Below are 17,516 nucleotides of genomic sequence, written 5' to 3' on the forward strand. Positions count from 1 at the left end.
CGGCGTGGACATAAGAGCAGGCGGCCTCCGAACGGCCGCCTGCCCGATTTTTGACAGGAGGTATCCATGAGAAAAGGACTGTTCTACGGTTTGCTATTCACCTCGCCCGCTATTCTGGGATTCCTGCTGTTCACGCTGGGTCCGATGATTGCAAGTCTGGTGCTTAGCTTAACCGACTACAATGTATTCAAAGCTCAAACTTCATTCGTCGGGCTGGACAATTATGTGCGTCTGTTCGGCGGGGAAGACGAGTTATTCTATCGGTCACTGGGCGTCACCTTCTACTTCGTGCTGCTACGGGTGCCGGCTGTCATCCTGATCTCGTTCGCGGTAGCACTGCTGCTTAATATGAATGTGAGGGGCAAGTCAATCTTCCGCACCATTATCTATCTCCCCAGTATAGTACCAGCCGTGGCATCTGCGATGATCTGGATGTGGCTGCTGAATCCCGATCTCGGACTTGTCAACTCGGCACTCTCGGCCGTCGGTCTGCCGACCAGCAATTGGCTATATGCAGAGAATAGCGTTGTGCCCTCGGTCGTGCTGACGACGCTGTGGGGCATCGGGGGCACGGTCATCATTTTTTTGGCAGGTTTGACCGGTATTCCGAAGCAATACTATGAGGCAATCGACGTCGATGGCGGCGGCTGGTACAGCAAGCTGCGCCATATTACAATTCCGATGGTCACGCCGACGATTTTTTTTAATACCATTATGACGATCATCGGCTCCTTCCAGGTATTTAATGAAGCTTACATCCTCACGGAGGGCGGGCCGAACAACCGTAGCTTGTTCTACGTCTTCTATCTGTGGCGTACGGGATTCCGGGATACCGAGATGGGTTATGCGTCTGCGCTGGCCTGGGTGCTATTCTTGATTATCCTGTTCTTTACCTACCTGGTCTTCCGCAGCTCGAAATCCTGGGTTTACTACGAAGGAGGGGGACGCTCATGAAGACATCGCAGTCTGTTCAGGTGCTGGGCTACCTCGCGCTGTTGATCGTGTCGGCGCTGTTTATGACGCCATTTGTCTGGCTTATCCGCAGTTCGCTAATGGATCTGTCACAAATCTTCACCATGCCGCCGGAGTGGTTGCCACGACCGTTTCAATGGGGCAATTTCAAAAAAGCGCTCACCATTCTGCCCTTCGGGACCTACTTCCTGAATACCACAATTATTGTCATGGGTACGCTGGCCGGCACGGTGCTAACCAGTACCATTGCCGCCTTCGGCTTCTCGCGTATTCAGTGGAAAGGGCGGGATCTCATCTTCGGCATTCTGCTCTCAAGTATGATGCTGCCCGCAGCAGTTACGCTGATTCCGAGCTTTTTGGGCTGGCAGATGCTAGGCTTTTATGACACCTACTATCCGCTCATAGCCCCGGCTTTCTTCGGTGGCGGCATGTTTAATATCTTTTTGCTGCGGCAATTTTACCTGACAATTCCGAGGGACTTCGACGAAGCGGCCGTCGTGGACGGGGCGGGATATTTCACCATCTACTTCCGCATCATTCTGCCACTCAGCCGGTCGGCGGTCATCGTCGTGGCGCTGTTCACCTTCTTGGCGACATGGAATGATTTTATGGGGCCCTTGATTTATCTCAAAAGCGACAGTCTGTTCACGCTGGCACTCGGTCTGCAGATGTTCCAAGGCACGTATACCGCGCAATGGGACCTGCTGATGGCAGCTTCGACAGCCGTAGTGCTGCCTTGTGTCATCGTTTTTCTGATTGGACAGCGTTATTTCTTGGAAGGCATTACATTAACGGGACTAAAAGGTTAACCGATTCTAGCGTTAAGAGGAGGCGAATGCCATGCCCAGTACAGCAACACAACTTCAGCGATGGAAGAGCGTGCCATTTACGAAAGTAGGGATAGAGGAGGGCTTTTGGCTGGAGCGCCTGGAGATTGTGCAGCGAACCACGCTGCCGGTCTGTCTGGCGCAGTGCGAGAAGACGGGAAGGCTGGATAACTTTGCAAAAGCGGGAGGATTGATGGAGGGGGAGTTCCAAGGCCTCTATTATGATGATTCTGACGTATACAAGGTGCTGGAGGGCGCGGCGTATTCACTCATGCTCCATCGCGATTCCGAGCTTGAAGCCGAGATTGACCGGATCGTGGAGTGGATTTCGGCGGCACAGGAGCCGGACGGCTATCTGACCACTTACTACACGCTTAAGGAGCCAGCCGGCAAATGGACGGACATGGAGAAGCATGAGATGTACAATGGCGGTCATCTGATTGAGGCTGCCGTCGCCTACTATGAAGCCACGGGCAAGCCGCTCATCCTGGAGGTAGCTCGGCGTCTGGCTGATCATTATGACAGGATGTTCGGTCCCGGTAAACGGCATTGGGTCGAGGGCCATCAGGAGATCGAGCTGGCACTGGTCAAGCTCTACCGGCTCACCGGCGAGGAGCGGTATTGGAAGCTGGCGCTGTGGCTGCTGGAGGAACGCGGGCGCGGGCATGGCGCCGGGCGCATATGGGACATCCCGGAATGGGGTCCTGCGTATTGTCAGGACGATGTACCGGTAGCGGATATTGAGCAGGTGACGGGACATGCCGTGCGCGCCATGTACCAGTATGCGGCGATGGCTGACGTGGTACATGCGTCCGGCGATCCGCACTATGTGGAGGCGCTGCACCGGGTATGGGCTCATACCGTGGAGCGTAACATGTACTTGACCGGAGGCATCGGACCATCCCGACACAACGAGGGCTTCACCGAGGACTATGATCTGCCCAATGCGTCTGCTTACTGCGAGACTTGCGCGGCAATCGCCATGGCATTTTGGAATCACCGGATGAATCTGCTGTTCGGTGATGCCAGATACGCGGATATCGTGGAACGTGAGATGTATAACGGAGCACTGGCAGGCCTCTCACTCTCTGGCGACCGCTTCTTCTATGTCAACCCGCTGGCGTCACAGGGAGACCACCACCGAGTGGAATGGTTCGACACCTCATGCTGCCCAACCAATCTCGTTCGTTTCCTGCCATCCATTGGGCAATATGTGTATGCGGCCAGTCATGACAGCCTGATCGTCAATCAATATATGAGTGGTGAAGCAGAGCTGAAGCTGGCGGACGGCGCGGCTGTCCGTTTGAGGCAGACGACCCGTTACCCGTGGGAGGGTGCGGTGGCCCTGGAGGTGGAACCATCACAAGAAGCCGGCGAGTTTGCCATCGGAATGCGGGTGCCGGGTTGGTGCAAGAGCTACCGGATTTCGCTGAACGGAACCTTGCTGTCTGGTGAGGCTGCCTTATCTAATCGTGGCTATGTTACGCTGCGCCGCCACTGGGATGCGGGTGATCGGCTGGTCCTGGAGCTGGACATGCCGGCCCTGCAGGTGCAAGCTAGAGATGAGGTCGAGGCCAATATCGGCCGTCTGGCTGTGCAGCGAGGGCCCATCGTCTATTGTCTGGAGGAGGCCGACAATCCCGATCTGGCTTACGATGCCTGCGTTATCCAGCCGGGCGGAGCTTTTGCGACGGAGCACCGACCGGAGCTCCTGGGCGGCGTGACAGTTCTGCATAGCCGTACAGCAGACGATACGCCGTACACGTTGATCCCCTATTACGCGTGGGATAACCGCGAGGCAGGGCACATGCAGGTCTGGCTCCGTGCAGCGGAGGACCGCAGGCTGTATACTTGAGAGTAAGGCTAAGAAGAACCCCACTGCTGCAGCACGAGAGAGGAGACTACGATGAGCGTGAGCAAGGATAAACGGACGTCTGGCAACCCGGTGTTCGCGGGCTGGTATGCCGACCCGGAGTCCCGTATATTCGCAGGCAAGTACTGGATTTATCCGACCTGGTCGGCGCCGTATGCGGAGCAGAAGCACTTTGACGCCTTCTACTCGGAGGACCTGGTAAACTGGAGCAAGGCAGATCGCATTCTGCAAATGAGCGATATCACGTGGGCCCATCAGGCCTTGTGGGCACCCTCCCCGGTAGAGCGAGATGGACGCTATTATTATTACTTTGCAGCCAATGATATTCAGAGTGACGCGGAGCTCGGGGGCATCGGTGTTGCCGTTGCAGACCGGCCGGAGGGACCCTACCGCGATGCGCTGGGCCAACCGCTGATTGACCGTTTTGTCCATGGGGCGCAGCCGATTGACCCGCATGCCTTCATCGATGACGATGGTAACGCCTATCTCTATTATGGCGGTTGGGGGCATTGTAACGTGGTCCGGCTGGGCGAGGATATGGTGAGTCTAACTCCGTTTGCGGACGGAGAAGTGTACAAGGAAGTGACGCCCGAATTGTTCGTGGAGGGGCCGTGCATGTTCAAGCGGGACGGCAGGTACTACTTCATGTGGTCGGAGGGCGGCTGGGGCGGTCCAGACTACTCGGTAGCCTATGCCATCGCGGACTCGCCACTCGGCCCCTTTCAACGGGAAGCGAAGATTCTGGCGCAGGACCCGAACGTTGCCACAGGCGCAGGGCACCACGGTGTCCTGAACATCCCCGGAACCGATGAGTGGTACATCGTGTACCACCGCCGGCCGCTGACCGAGACGGATGCGAATCATCGTGTGGTCTGCATTGACCGGATGACCTTCGCTGCAGAGGGGCGCATCCAGCCGGTCTGCCTTACCTTCGAGGGCGCCCCGGCCCGCCCGTTGCGTAACGACTAGCGACAGCAGCAGAACTCTAGTCCCCGGCAGACGACGGTTGAACGCTGTTCAATCGCGTCTGCCTGCCGGACATATCCGTCCCCCCCAACCCCTCTCCTCGCCAAAGATGAAGCAGCCATTTCACCTTGTTAATCCCATTAATAACCTATACGAATCATCGTAAGCACGATACACTGATAAGAGCAGATGACGTGAGCGTAAAGGGGAACGGAAGCATGGCAGGGCAGCAAGCCTGGATCAAGTGGAGTGTGGTGCTATGGATTGGAATCCTAGCTACCTTACTCACCGGAACGGTGGAAGCTTTCGCGGAGGAGAGCAAGCGGAACAAGGCTGAGCGCATCCTATGGGAAGCTTATTATTACGGCAATGTACCGGATGGGGAGCTACCTGGTGAGTGGCGGGCCATTTCCGACTTGGATCTGGATAAACAGGGTTCCAGGGCAGGGAGCGAGCTCTGGTTGAGGGCGGATTTGCCGCCGGAGCAGCACAGGATGGGTAACTTGCTCATCTCAGATTATAAAGTCCATGACTATGAAATAGCCGTATTCGTGGGGGAAGAGAAAATCTTTACGTCCAAGCAAGTATTGCCTTCGGGATTCATTACCTCCCGAGTTGTCTCCTATCAGCCCGGAGATAGCCAGCAATCGCTGCTGGTCCGGATTTCGCCGCATCAGCATGTGGAGAAAGGCTTCGAGGTATGGGTGGGCTCATCTGCCGCCCTCTTTCTCAAACAGCTACAGCGGGAAGGCCCAGCATGGGCGGGGGCTGCGGCTCTACTCGTATTAAGCTTGTTATCACTGATTGGCTATGGGTTTCAACGATCTCAGCCGGTTCTTTTATATTTTTCTTGCTTCTTATTAAGTCTGGCTGTAAGCTTAGCGACACTATGGGGAAGCTGGCAGCACCTTGTCACGGAGGAATCGTTGGGGGCATGGGGCACGTTCATCCATTTTAACTGGTATATGGGACATGCCAGCGGCATTCTGATCACCCATGCCATTGTGGCAACAGGGCGCGAGAAGTGGCTGCGCCGCACGGGCTACGGCATAGCGGGTTATGCCGTGGTAGGAACGATAGGCACACTCTTGTTTGGTGAACAGGTCCAACAGTTCTTTTACACCTTGTTTTATGACTACTTGTCAACGGTCCTTCTGGTGGTCATTATGGTTGTGCTGTTGATTGCGCTCAAACGACGTCGTGACTGGGAAGTACGCCTCTTTGCATTGGGCAATGCGTTGTTCCTGGTGGGCGTGGTAACGGGTCGGTTGATCAACGGGCAAATAGTGGGAGCGTCTTCCCCAACCACCATTTTGACGGCCAGGGATGCCTTGATTCAGATTGGATGGACCTTCGTCGGATTCACTGCTGAGATTGCCTGTGTGTCTATCATTATTGGCATGCGCTTCCTGCGGCTGGTCCAGTTGAGTTCGACGAATGCCGCCTTGAACGAGGCCAACACTAGGCTACGGATATCGAATGATAAGCTGGAGCGAATGGATAAGATTCGCAGCAACATGTACTCCGAGGTGAGCCATGAGCTCAACACGCCGATTACGTCCATTAAGGGCTATGTACAGTTAATGCTAAAAGGCACGATTCCCGCCGGTGATCCCCGTTATCTCAATATCATCTACGAGAAATCGCAGGCCATGGAACGGACGGTGGATGACATGCTGGAGATGGCCAGACTGGAGAACAAGCAGATTCATTTGGAGAATGAGCGATTGGATTTGTCTGCATTTTTGGACCAGTTGTGCAGCAAATGGGAACTTAGCATGGCTGAGCGCGGACTCGATTTCAGTTGGGCACTGCCGCCACAGCCAGCAGTGCCGGGACGGACAGCGGCCCTTCATGCCGATCCGATGCGTGTGGAGCAGGTGCTCGTGAATCTGCTGTCCAATGCACAGAAGTTCAGTCAGAGCGGAGGCATCATTCGTGTGGAGGCTTCCCTGGAAGGCCTTGGCCCGGAACCGGACACCGTATTGATTCGGGTGAGGGATAGCGGCTGCGGCATTGCGGTGGAAGAGCAAGACCACATTTTCGAGAGGTATTACCGGGGAAAGGCCGCTAAGGCTAATGCCATCTCGGGCATCGGACTCGGACTGTCGATTTGCCGCATGATTATGCAGGCGCAGCAAGGCGAGATCGGACTGGAGCATTCTTCTTCCGAAGGCAGTACCTTTTATCTCATCTTCCCTCTGTATTGGATGGAGGACGAATAACTATAATCTATGGAAGCCTGCAGGAAGGAAGGTGCCGGATGAACACAGGACATATCTTGATTGTCGAGGATGAAAAAGATATTCGGGAGCTGCTCCGTCTCTGCATAGAAGGTGGTGGATTCCGCGTATCGGCAGCAGGAGGAGCAGAGGAAGCCCGTCGTCTCTTGCAGGCCGGACCGCCTGACTTGGCCTTGCTGGATGTTAATTTACCGGATGGAGACGGGATGGAGTTGTGCAAGGAGATTCGCGAACAATCCGATATGCCTGTCATCCTGGTCACGGCCCGCAAAGGCGGTGAAGATATTGTGGCGGGTCTGGAGGGCGGGGCCAATGATTACATCGTCAAGCCGTTTGATGTGGATGTGGTCATGGCCCGGATTCGGGCACAACTCCGCAGTTATGCCTACTGGAAGCAGACGTATCAGAGGAATCGGCTCAACAGTAGCGAACTCCAGATTGATCTGCAGAGCTTCACGGTAAAGGTGGAGGGAGAAGCAGTGAATCTGTCGACCAAAGAGCGCCAGCTGTTATTCTTTCTGGCCAGCCATCCCAACCAGGTGTTCAGCGCCAGCATGCTGTATGACCGAATCTGGGGACTGGACGGGACGAGTGAGGAGAGTACAGTGAGTGTGCATATCCGCTACTTGCGCAAAAAGATAGAACGAAACCCCTCCCAGCCCAAGTATATTCAAACCGTGCGCGGCTTCGGGTACAAGCTATCCTGGAGTGATGAGCAGGCCTGATGCCAGGTGCCTCTCCTCTAACCCTTATCCTATTAGCACCATACCACCTCCCAGCATCCCGCAGCCGACAGGCTAGCGGGTTTTTTGACATTCGCGTCTCCGACATCTCAGCTACAGTCACACCTCCGTCACACCTTGAGAAATAAATCACAATCGCCACAGGTTCGTGTGAAATTAATCACATATGCCGCAAATACTTCTCTCCTATAATGATGAAGTCGAAGGGAGAGATTCAACTATGGAAGCTGTCGAGCTCGCCAGATTACAGTTCGGCATCACGACAATTTATCACTTTTTGTTCGTGCCGCTGTCAATCGGACTGGCGTATTTAATCGCCTTTATGCAAACGATGTATGTCATCCGGGATGATGAGAAGTACAAGCGCATGACGAAGTTTTGGGGCAAAATTTTTCTGCTTAACTTTGCGGTAGGGGTCGTTACAGGGATTATGCAGGAGTTCCAGTTCGGCATGAACTGGGCCGATTTCTCCAGGTATGTAGGCGCCGTGTTTGGGGGGCCGCTGGCGGTAGAGGCGCTGGTGTCGTTCTTTCTGGAATCCACGTTCCTGGGCATCTGGATCTTCGGCTGGGACCGGCTGTCCAAGAAGCTGCACCTGGCCTGTATCTGGCTGGTGGCCATCGCGGCCACGTTGTCGGCGCTATGGATTCTCAGCGCCAACGCCTTCATGCAGGAGCCTGTAGGCTATGAAGTTGTGAATGGCCGCGCGGAGATGACCGATTTCTTCGCACTGCTGGGCAACAAGCAGCTGTGGGTGGAATTCCCGCACGTGATCTTCGGGGCATTCGCCACGGGAGCTTTCTTCGTAGCGGGAATCAGCGCGTACAAGCTGCTCCGCAAGCAGCAAACCGAGATGTTCCGCGCCTCGTTCAATATCGCGATTATCGTGGCGCTGGTATCGAGCCTGCTGACCGCCTTTGCCGGTCATGATCAGGCCCAGCATCTGATGACCTCGCAGCCAATGAAGATGGCGGCATCCGAGGGACTCTGGCATACGACGGGTGAGAGCGCGCCATGGACTGTCATCGCGTCCATTGATCCAGACAACCGGGAGAACGGCTTTCAGATCGAGGTCCCTTACCTGCTCAGCGTGCTGTCCTACAACAAGCTGACCGGTAGTGTGCCGGGGATGCTGGAGCTCCAGGCTCAATATGAAGCCGAATATGGTCCAGGCAACTACATTCCGCCGGTGCGGACGACGTTCTGGAGCTTCCGGGTAATGCTGGCTGCTGGCATGACGATGATTCTGCTGGGCATGATCGGCACGTACAAAGTGATCCGGGGCAGGGTAGAAGGATCATTGCATTACCTGAAATGGATGCTGCCGGCGATATCCCTGCCCTTCATAGCCAATACGGCGGGCTGGATTATGACGGAGGTGGGCCGCCAGCCATGGGTTGTCTTTGGACTGCAACGGACAGAGCAAGGGGTTTCGCCGCTCGTCTCCAGCGGCATGGTAGCGACGACGCTGATCGGCTTTACTGTTGTCTATGGATTAATCGCTGCCGCCTTTATTTATTTGGTGGTGCACACGGTGCGTCAAGGCGCGGAGGTCGAGACGTCGCATCATCACACCAAGTCCGGGCAGCAGGATCGCGGCACCGCCGCGATGCTGTAGGGATCCTATGAGAAAGCGGGGCGAGAGGTAGCATGCTGGAGACGGTATGGTTCATTTTAATTACGGTGTTGTTTATCGGGTTTTTCTTTTTGGAGGGCTTTGATTTTGGCGTGGGCATGCTGATGCCCTTCCTTGGCAAGACGGACACGGACCGGCGGGTCGTCATCAATACGATCGGACCGTTCTGGGACGGCAATGAGGTGTGGCTGATTACAGCCGGCGGCGCAATGTTCGCGGCATTCCCCAACTGGTATGCAACGTTGTTCAGCGGCTTTTACATGGCCCTGTTCCTGATGCTGCTGGCGTTAATCGGGCGCGGCGTGGCGTTCGAATTCCGAAGCAAGCTGGAGAACAAGCGATGGCGGGCGCTCTGGGACTGGATTATCTGTATCGGCAGTATGCTGCCGCCCCTGCTGTGGGGTGTAGCCCTGGCCAATCTGATGCGCGGAGTACCGATTGACGAGAATATGAACTATGTCGGCTCATTCTGGGACCTGCTGTCCCCTTACTCCATCACAGCGGGGCTGAGCATGGTATTGCTGTTCCTGCTGCACGGCGCATTGTTCCTTACACTCAAGACGGAGGACGTGCTGCGGGAGCGGGCGCGCGGCGTAGCGAAGCGAATCGGTGCATGGACGAGTGCGGTGCTGATGTTGTTCGTGGTCCTGAGCTATTTTGAGACGGATATGTTTGCTTCCCAGGGCATTAACCCGGGCCTGATCCCGGTGCTCGCGGGTATGGCGCTGTTGTCTGTGCATTTCTTCATCAAGGCGGGCCGCGACGGCTGGGCCTTCATCATGACGGGGGCAACGATCATTCTGTCGACGATAACGGTCTTCATGCTGCTGTTCCCGAATGTGATGATTTCCTCGCTTAATCCGGAATGGTCGCTGACGATTCATAACGCGTCATCGAACGCTTATACCTTGAAGGTCATGACGATTGTAGCGGTGACGGTGCTGCCATTCGTACTGGCCTACCAAGCCTGGACGTATTGGGTATTCCGCAAGCGAGTAACAGCCAATGACCACTTAGACTATTAAAGATTAACCATGTGAATAGGAAGGGAGCGGCGGGGATGATGAAGAAACTGTTCGAGCAGGTGCAAGGGACGCGCAAGTTGTTTGCCATCAGCATCCTGCTGGGCGTACTAGGCGGGCTGCTGTTGATTGCACAGGCTGTCTATATGGCCCGGGTGGTGAATGGCGCGTTCTTGGGCGGACAGGGGCTGTCGGTGCTGCTCCCTTTGTTGTACGTGCTGTTGGGGATTATTGCCCTGCGGGCTGTGCTGCACAGCGCGGGGGATTATGCAGCATCGGCGATGGCGCAGCGGATCAAAGACAAGCTGCGTCTGCAGCTCATCCGCAAGCTGTCGGAGCTGGGGCCCGAGTATGGCAAGGGCGAGCGCAGTGGCGAGCTGGTAGGAACGGTCTATGAAGGCGTCGAGCAGCTGGAGAGCTACCTCAGCAAGTATTTGCCGCAGCTCGCGCTGTCGATGTTCGTGCCGGCGGCCGTATTCTTTATGACGTTAAGTGTCGACCGGCTCTCGGCAATTATATTCGGTATCACACTGCCGCTGTTGGTCCTGTTCATGATCCTGATCGGCAAGACGGCCAAGAGCAAGACCGACAAGCAGTTCAAGCTGCTGGGCCGGTTGGGCGGTCATTTCCATGATGTGCTGCGGGGTCTGCCGACCCTGGCGATCTTCAATCGCAGCAAGGCCCAGATCGAGATTATCGACCGCATTGGCGAGCAGCACCGGCGCTCCGCCATGGGCACGCTGCGGCTGGCCTTTCTGTCGGCGCTGGCGATGGAATTATTCGCCTCATTAAGTACCGCTGTCGTGGCGGTGTTCCTGGGGCTGCGTCTGGTCGATGGCCAGATTGGCTTCGAAGCGGCATTCCTGGTGCTGCTGCTCGCACCCGAGTTCTATACACCAATCCGGACGCTGGGCGCTCAGTTCCATGCCGGTCAGAACGGCATGAGCGCGTTCAGCCGCATGGTTCGCATCCTGCAGGAGGAAGTGCCGGGCTGGCCCGAGCGTCCGGATGCCGCACCGCTGCCTGCGTTTCCTGAGGGATATCGGATTCAGTTCGAACGGGTGACGGTCCGCCGCAGCGGCGCGGAGCGGGATGCGGTACACGAGCTGAGCTTCACGCTGGAGCCAGGGGAGCGGATTGCCTTGGTCGGTCCGAGCGGGGCTGGCAAAAGCACTGTGCTGGAGCTGCTCCAAGGCTACATTCGGCCAACCTCGGGCCGGATTCTGATTGACGGCATCGACATGTCCGAGCTGTCGATGCACGAGTGGCGCAGCCGCCTGTCGGCGCTCCCGCAGCGGGCGCATCTGTTCGCCGGGACGGTAGCCGACAACATCCGGCTGTCCCGGCCAGAAGCGACGGATGCTGAGGTCCGCGCAGCCGCCACGCTGGCACAGGCTGATGGCTTCATCCGCCTGCTGCCGCAGGGCTATGCTACGCCGCTGGGCGAGGCAGTGCGGCTCTCCGGTGGTCAAGCTCAGCGGATCGCGCTGGCCCGGACGCTGCTGCGCCCGGCTCCGCTGCTGTTGCTCGACGAGCCAACAGCGGGTCTCGATGTGCTGCACGAGACAGCTCTGACGTCGGCGCTTGCGCCCGTATTGACGGAGCGAATGTCCATTATGGCTGCACACCGGCTGCACACCGTACGCCAGGCCGATCGGGTCATCGTGCTGGCAGAGGGACAGCTCGTAGAGCAGGGAGCACCAGCGGAGCTGCTAGCAGGAGGCGGGCTCTATGCAAGGCTGTGGCACGCCGCGGGCGGCAGGGACGGGGCTGAAATGGGGCCCACAGCTCCAGCACCCGGTCCAGTTGACGAACAGCAATCAGCTATGGCAGAGCCAGACCTTGCTGTACAGCGCACAGCTGCTGGATTAGCGCAGCCGAATCTACTGGATGTTGCAGCCAGATCGACAGCAGGCCCCGAGAGGGACATGACCACAGGGTGTAACGATCCCGGGGGGCCATTGGAGCGCCGCGCCAATGCTGTGCAAACAGTACCAGATTCTCCACCCGGCGATAGCGTGGGACGCGCCCAGTCCCCGTTGCGGCGGAAGCAGAAGGCGGACACTGGACAGCTTGGCGGCTTCGCTGTGCTGCGGCGCATGCTCCGCTTCATCATGCCCCATAAATGGCGGCTGCTGGCCGCCGTGTTGATTGGGTTCGCTACTGTAGCGGCCAATACGGGCTTGATGGGCGTCTCGGGTTACCTGATCGCCAAGGCGGCGCTGCGCCCCGAGAATATCTTGATGCTCTATGTACCGATTGTCGGTGTGCGATTCTTCGGTATTGCCCGGGGCGTGCTGCGCTACGTGGAGCGATTAGTCTCGCATGACTTGACCTTCCGTATCCTCAAGCAGCTGCGGACATGGCTGTATGCCAAGGTGGAACCGCAAGGCGTAAGACTGCTGGAGCGGAGACGCAGCGGGGATCTGTTGGGCTCGGTGCTCAGTGACGTCGAGGAGCAGCAGAACCTGTATCTCCGGGTCATTGCCCCGCCGGTCATTGCGCTTCTCGCAGCGGCTCTGGGGTTTGTCGTTCTGGCTAGGGGGGCTGTCTCGCTCGGCTGGCTGCTGCTCGGCATGATGGCATTGACGGGCATTGCCGTGCCGTGGCTCGGTCACGTGCTGGGGCGGCGGGGATCGCAGGCATTCGTTGAGACGAGGTCGCGACTCTACGAGGAGACTTCGGACCTGCTCGCGGGCATGGAGCCACTGACGCTATATGGCCGGTCCGGGTGGCAGGAGGAGCGGATTGCCCGGCTCCAGCAGCAGCTCAACCGACATCAACGGGTTCAGCATGCCATCACGGCCTGCACAGGCGGTATCATGAGTGGTCTGGCCCATCTGACCATGTGGCTGATTCTGGCCGCGGCCATTCCGCTCACGGCTTCGGGCCTGCTGCCAGGCTACATGATTCCGGCGCTAATGCTCGCGGGCTTCGCCTGCTTCGAAGCCATTCTGCCATTGCCGCAGGCCTTCCAGCATTACGGCCGGACCATGGCGGCCGGGGGAAGACTACTGCAGCTTGCCGATGAGGCTGACCGGATGAACGAGGGGCAGGGGACGAGTTCGAAGTCCGGCACCTTGCATCCGGCAACCGCGGCTGAGTGCCCGCCGATGACAAGGCACGCCGCCGCGGCAGCGACGGCTTCCCGCCCGGCAGCTTCCGATCGCCAAGCGGTGTCCGGTCGAGCTGTCGACACGGAAGCCCTGCCTTCCGTGCAGGAGCGCCCATTGGCCGCTCCGCCTCCGTTCGTGCTGGCAGGCCAGCCGTCGGGCTGGCGTATCGAGCTGCGCGGGCTGTCCTACCGCTATGCTGAGGGTGAAGCTTATGCGCTGCAAGATATCCGGCTCTCGCTGGTACCTGGGCGCCGGATCGCCGTTGTAGGCGAGAGCGGCGCTGGCAAGAGCACGCTGCTACAGCTGCTGCTTAAGCTGCGAGCGTACGAGGAAGGCAGCGTAACGGTTGGCGGGCTGGAGCTGTCGTCACTGGCCTGCGAGGAAGCGCGCGCCCAATTCGCTGTCGTGTCCCAGCAGGTGCAGCTGTTCAATGCAACGGTTGCCGACAACCTCAGGCTTGGTCGCCCGGATGCCCCGATGTCCGAGCTGCGTGAAGCAGCCCGGATCGCCATGCTGGAGCCCGTCATTGCCAAGCTGCCGCAAGGCTATGATACAGTTATTGGTGAATGGGGGGCCAAGCTCTCGGGGGGTGAACGTCAGCGGCTGGCACTGGCACGAGCACTCGTGATGCGCACGCCGGCCTTGCTGTTCGATGAGCCTGGCACCGGGCTTGATCCGCTCACGGAGCTTGCCTTTGGCGAGAAGCTGCAACCGGTGCTGGCAGACAAGGCGGTGCTGTGGATTACGCATAGGCTGAGCGGTCTGGAGCAGATGGATGAGATTGTCGTGCTGCAGGCTGGCAGGATCTGCGAACGCGGCACCCACGCAGAGCTGGTGCAGGCAAGAGGCGCTTACTACCGGATGTGGAGCCTGCAGCAGCAGGACGCGTGGGCGAAGCATCTGGCTTGAAGCGATAGGTTACAGAGCACAGACATCTAGAAAAGCATGTTCGGCATTCGTATGCCAGACATGCTTTTTTTGCTGCTTCATAACTGAAATCTCTCGTAGTGAGCGTTACAGCGGTAAAGAGGCTGACCTACAGCAAAGCCTCGGCAATCAGCCGGTCGAGCTTGCGAATATCGATACCTTTTCTCAGATTAATCTTGATTTTGCCCGCTTTGGTCCACAGCTCGACCTCCGCATTCATATCGAGGAAGCTGCCGGCATTTTCAGTCGACCACATATGAATGGAATCGTATGGCAGCGAGTAGATTTCCACCTTCTTGCCGCTGATGCCCTGGGCATCCCGAACGATCAGCCGTTTATTGGTGAATACAGCGCTATCGCGGACCGTTTTGTAGGCGGCCACCGCCCGTTCACCCTCAATTAGAAGTCCGTTTACGTCCGCAGGAACGGGGCATTCCGACATGAATGTCCACTGCAGCAATTGTTGTATGCCAGACATGAATGTACCTCCCTCAGAAATCCTATTTTCTTTCCGTTTTGCATTCGATTGAGCGTCTGTTGAATCCTCTTTTTTCCTGTTCTAAACGGGCCTCTTTTTTCGTAACCATTCGTTAGGGAGCTCCGTATGTATCATACGAATCATTCAGGGCAAAAAGACATCAGAGACTCCCAAAAAAGAAGAGGTAGACATCCCATGACCATGGTTCAACACATTGCCGCGGATCGCGCATACCGCATAGCTGAGAAACAAGCCGCTCAATATCTGGCTTCACTGACGGAATCCGTCCGGACAGGCGGTTACCGGCAGGCCCTGACAGAAGACTTTCGTGATTGGCAGCCCAAGCATATTCGTTCCTTGACGTGGGGCTCGCGGTTCGTGCAGGGCGTAGGCGGCGATACAGACGAGAGATATATCCGCTGGCTGCATCGCAGCGGCAGGCTGGATGCCTATTTGGAGCGTAGTGTAACGTACTTATATATGAGGGACCTCGGGCAGGCGCCGGACGAGCCGGCAACGAAGACCGCTATTGCACGCATGACCGCCCGGCTCAAGGATAAGCTTCTGCAGGCTCCTGCTGGAGCAGGACTGGCACTGATGGGAGTCAGCGGCTTCTATCGCTGGGCGCAGTCGGAGGGTGTGGAGTCGGCAGCGATCTGGGTAATTGGCAAGCTGCGACGGGTTGCCGCGAACCTCCCGGACGAAATGGAGGCCCAGCATGCGCAGCGCAAGCTCATGAAGATCATTCTGGGCGTGGTGCTGCACGCGATCGAAGGGATGGAGGAGGGGGCGCCCCCGGAGGAACGCTCCCGCCGGATCGCTGAAGCGATTCGGCTCGGGTATGCCTACGGACTTACGTATCCTTTCATCGATGACCTGCTGGATTCGAAGGCGCTGACAACGGAGGAAAAAGCGCGCTATACGGAAGCGATCCGGACGACGCTCGTGACGGGGCAGGTGCCGGAGGACATCGATTGGGGAGGTCAGGAAAGGCCATTGCTGACCTATGTCTATACCGAGCTGAGCGAAGCGTTTGCGTTCATCAAGGCGCATCAGCAGCCTGGGGCGACGGCGCAGTTTTTTGAACAGGCCTATGTCTTCTTTCACGCGCAAGAGTTGGATCGTCTAAAATTGCTGACCGATGCTTCTTATTCAGAAACAGAGCTCTACCTGCCGATTATTCTCAAGTCTGCCTCCTCGCGTCTGATTGCCCGTGCGGTGCTCAGCGCTCCGGATGATGATGGATTCCAGCGGCGCACCTTCTACTATGGTCTCTACAATCAGCTGGCCGATGATTTTGCCGATCTGGCAGACGACCTGCGGGAGGGGGCGGTCACGCCTTATACGTACTACTTGACGCATAGGGTGGAGCGGCCGGATCTGATGAACCCATTCGAGCTGTATTGGGCGGTCATTCACTATCTGATTCACGAGGTCTACGGCGGGAATGACCAAGCGAGGGAGGTTATCCTGAATCGGGCCATCGGCGGGCTCAAGCGATGCAAGGCGAGAATCGGGGAACAGTCGTATTCCGAGCTCATGACTGCGTTAACCCCGCCTGAACCGGCATTCCATCGGATGATCCAGCGGATGGTGGAGCGGGCCGATGAGGTGGATTTCTTCGACAAGCTGCTTCGGGACCGGCTAGCTTCGCACTTACAGGAGGAGCGGACGATCCGGGCGGCGTTTGAAAAAAACGCGCGGCGCGCCAGGGAACGGATTAACGCTGCGCTGTCGCTGGACCAGGGTGCTGCTGTCCAGGCCATTCAGCCCTTGGAGGAGCCGCTCACCGAGGCGGCCAACTACATTCTTGCCAGTGGCGGCAAGCGTCTGCGGCCTGTGCTGAGCTGGATGCTCGGGGTAGAGGTGTTCGGATTGCCGGAAGCCGCCCTGATGCCAATGCTGCGCTCGCTGGAGTATATGCACACGGCCTCGCTGGTTTTTGACGATCTGCCGTCGCAGGATGATGCCGAACTCCGCCGGGGCCGTCCGACACTGCACCGTGTCCACGACAGCGCGACGGCGGAGCTGACCGGCCTGCTCCTGATCCAGCGAGCGGTGCAGGAGCAGGCCTCGCTCACTTCCTTTGCACCGCAGGCCGTGCTAGCGCTTATTCGCTACTCCGCCGAGAAGGCAGAGGACCTGTGCCGGGGACAGGCCATGGATTTGCAGGCCAAGGGCAAGGTGCTGTCACTGGAACAGTTGGAGAGTCTGTGCTTCTATAAGACGGGGATCGGGTTTGAGGCTTCGCTCATCATGCCTGCGCTGCTTGCGGAGGCTGGAGCTGCCGAGCTGGATGCACTCAAGCGCTTCGCTTATTATGCGGGCATTGCCTTTCAGATTAAGGATGACCTCCTAGATGGCGAGGGGGACGATCAGTTGGTTGGTAAGCCAGTGCGACAGGATGAGCGCCGCGGCCGCCCGACGTTCGTGACCATGCTGGGTGAGGAGGAAGCGCGCAGACAGATGTGGGAGCGCTACTGCCTGGCAGTGGAGACACTGCGCGAACTGCCGCGCGGCGGGGATGTGCTGGCGCAGGCGCTGGACTATATGGTGCATCGGGAACGGTAGGCCTTGGCTTGCCGTTTTTGTTGTGCCTTCAGGGGGTAAGAAAAATAAGGGAATTTGAGTCCTGGTTTCCAGTACATATAAGTCTTACGTCTTACTCGGCCGTGTGGAAAGCGCGGGTCGATCCACCTATTTTTGGAAATGT

11 protein-coding genes are annotated in these 17,516 nt (G+C 57.6%); 10 read left to right on the forward strand and 1 reads right to left on the reverse strand.

Going from position 1 to position 17,516, the window contains the following annotated elements; all coding sequences use genetic code 11:
* Window positions 1-66 precede the first annotated feature (66 nt).
* From F556_RS0128820 to cydD, 9 genes are all read left to right on the forward strand, one after another.
* Window positions 67-954 (forward strand): carbohydrate ABC transporter permease, encoded by an 888-nt coding sequence (locus F556_RS0128820; protein ID WP_020620471.1) that lies wholly within the window; start codon window positions 67-69, stop codon window positions 952-954.
* On the forward strand, window positions 951-1,781 hold the full coding sequence (locus tag F556_RS0128825; RefSeq protein WP_020620472.1) for a carbohydrate ABC transporter permease: 831 nt from the start codon (window positions 951-953) through the stop codon (window positions 1,779-1,781). The genes F556_RS0128820 and F556_RS0128825 overlap by 4 nt, the downstream gene beginning before the upstream one ends.
* A gap of 31 nt (window positions 1,782-1,812) precedes the next feature.
* Window positions 1,813-3,654, forward strand: a complete 1,842-nt coding sequence (locus tag F556_RS0128830; protein WP_020620473.1) for a glycoside hydrolase family 127 protein — start codon at window positions 1,813-1,815, stop codon at window positions 3,652-3,654.
* A gap of 51 nt (window positions 3,655-3,705) precedes the next feature.
* Window positions 3,706-4,641, forward strand: a complete 936-nt coding sequence (locus F556_RS0128835; protein ID WP_020620474.1) for a glycoside hydrolase family 43 protein — start codon at window positions 3,706-3,708, stop codon at window positions 4,639-4,641.
* 215 nt (window positions 4,642-4,856) lie between these two features.
* Window positions 4,857-6,863, forward strand: a complete 2,007-nt coding sequence (locus F556_RS0128840; RefSeq protein WP_020620475.1) for a sensor histidine kinase — start codon at window positions 4,857-4,859, stop codon at window positions 6,861-6,863.
* Between the two features lie 38 nt (window positions 6,864-6,901).
* Complete coding sequence (locus F556_RS0128845) at window positions 6,902-7,606, forward strand: response regulator transcription factor (RefSeq protein ID WP_020620476.1); 705 nt, start codon at window positions 6,902-6,904, stop codon at window positions 7,604-7,606.
* Window positions 7,607-7,844: 238 nt separating this feature from the next.
* On the forward strand, window positions 7,845-9,242 hold the full coding sequence (locus F556_RS0128850; protein WP_020620477.1) for a cytochrome ubiquinol oxidase subunit I: 1,398 nt from the start codon (window positions 7,845-7,847) through the stop codon (window positions 9,240-9,242).
* A gap of 32 nt (window positions 9,243-9,274) precedes the next feature.
* Window positions 9,275-10,285, forward strand: coding sequence for a cytochrome d ubiquinol oxidase subunit II (gene cydB, locus F556_RS0128855; protein WP_020620478.1), 1,011 nt, complete (start codon window positions 9,275-9,277; stop codon window positions 10,283-10,285).
* A gap of 35 nt (window positions 10,286-10,320) precedes the next feature.
* Window positions 10,321-14,307, forward strand: coding sequence for a thiol reductant ABC exporter subunit CydD (gene cydD, locus F556_RS36730; protein ID WP_020620479.1), 3,987 nt, complete (start codon window positions 10,321-10,323; stop codon window positions 14,305-14,307).
* Between the two features lie 127 nt (window positions 14,308-14,434).
* Here the strand turns inward: cydD and F556_RS0128865 are convergent, their stop codons facing one another.
* Window positions 14,435-14,803, reverse strand: a complete 369-nt coding sequence (locus F556_RS0128865) for a PH domain-containing protein (RefSeq protein WP_020620480.1) — start codon at window positions 14,801-14,803, stop codon at window positions 14,435-14,437.
* A 195-nt stretch (window positions 14,804-14,998) separates the two neighbouring features.
* Here F556_RS0128865 and F556_RS0128870 point away from each other — a divergent pair, with 195 nt between their 5' ends.
* On the forward strand, window positions 14,999-17,374 hold the full coding sequence (locus tag F556_RS0128870; RefSeq protein WP_020620481.1) for a polyprenyl synthetase family protein: 2,376 nt from the start codon (window positions 14,999-15,001) through the stop codon (window positions 17,372-17,374).
* Window positions 17,375-17,516 lie beyond the last annotated feature (142 nt).

This window comes from Paenibacillus daejeonensis DSM 15491 (assembly GCF_000378385.1).
GTDB lineage: Bacteria > Bacillota > Bacilli > Paenibacillales > Paenibacillaceae > Paenibacillus_D > Paenibacillus_D daejeonensis.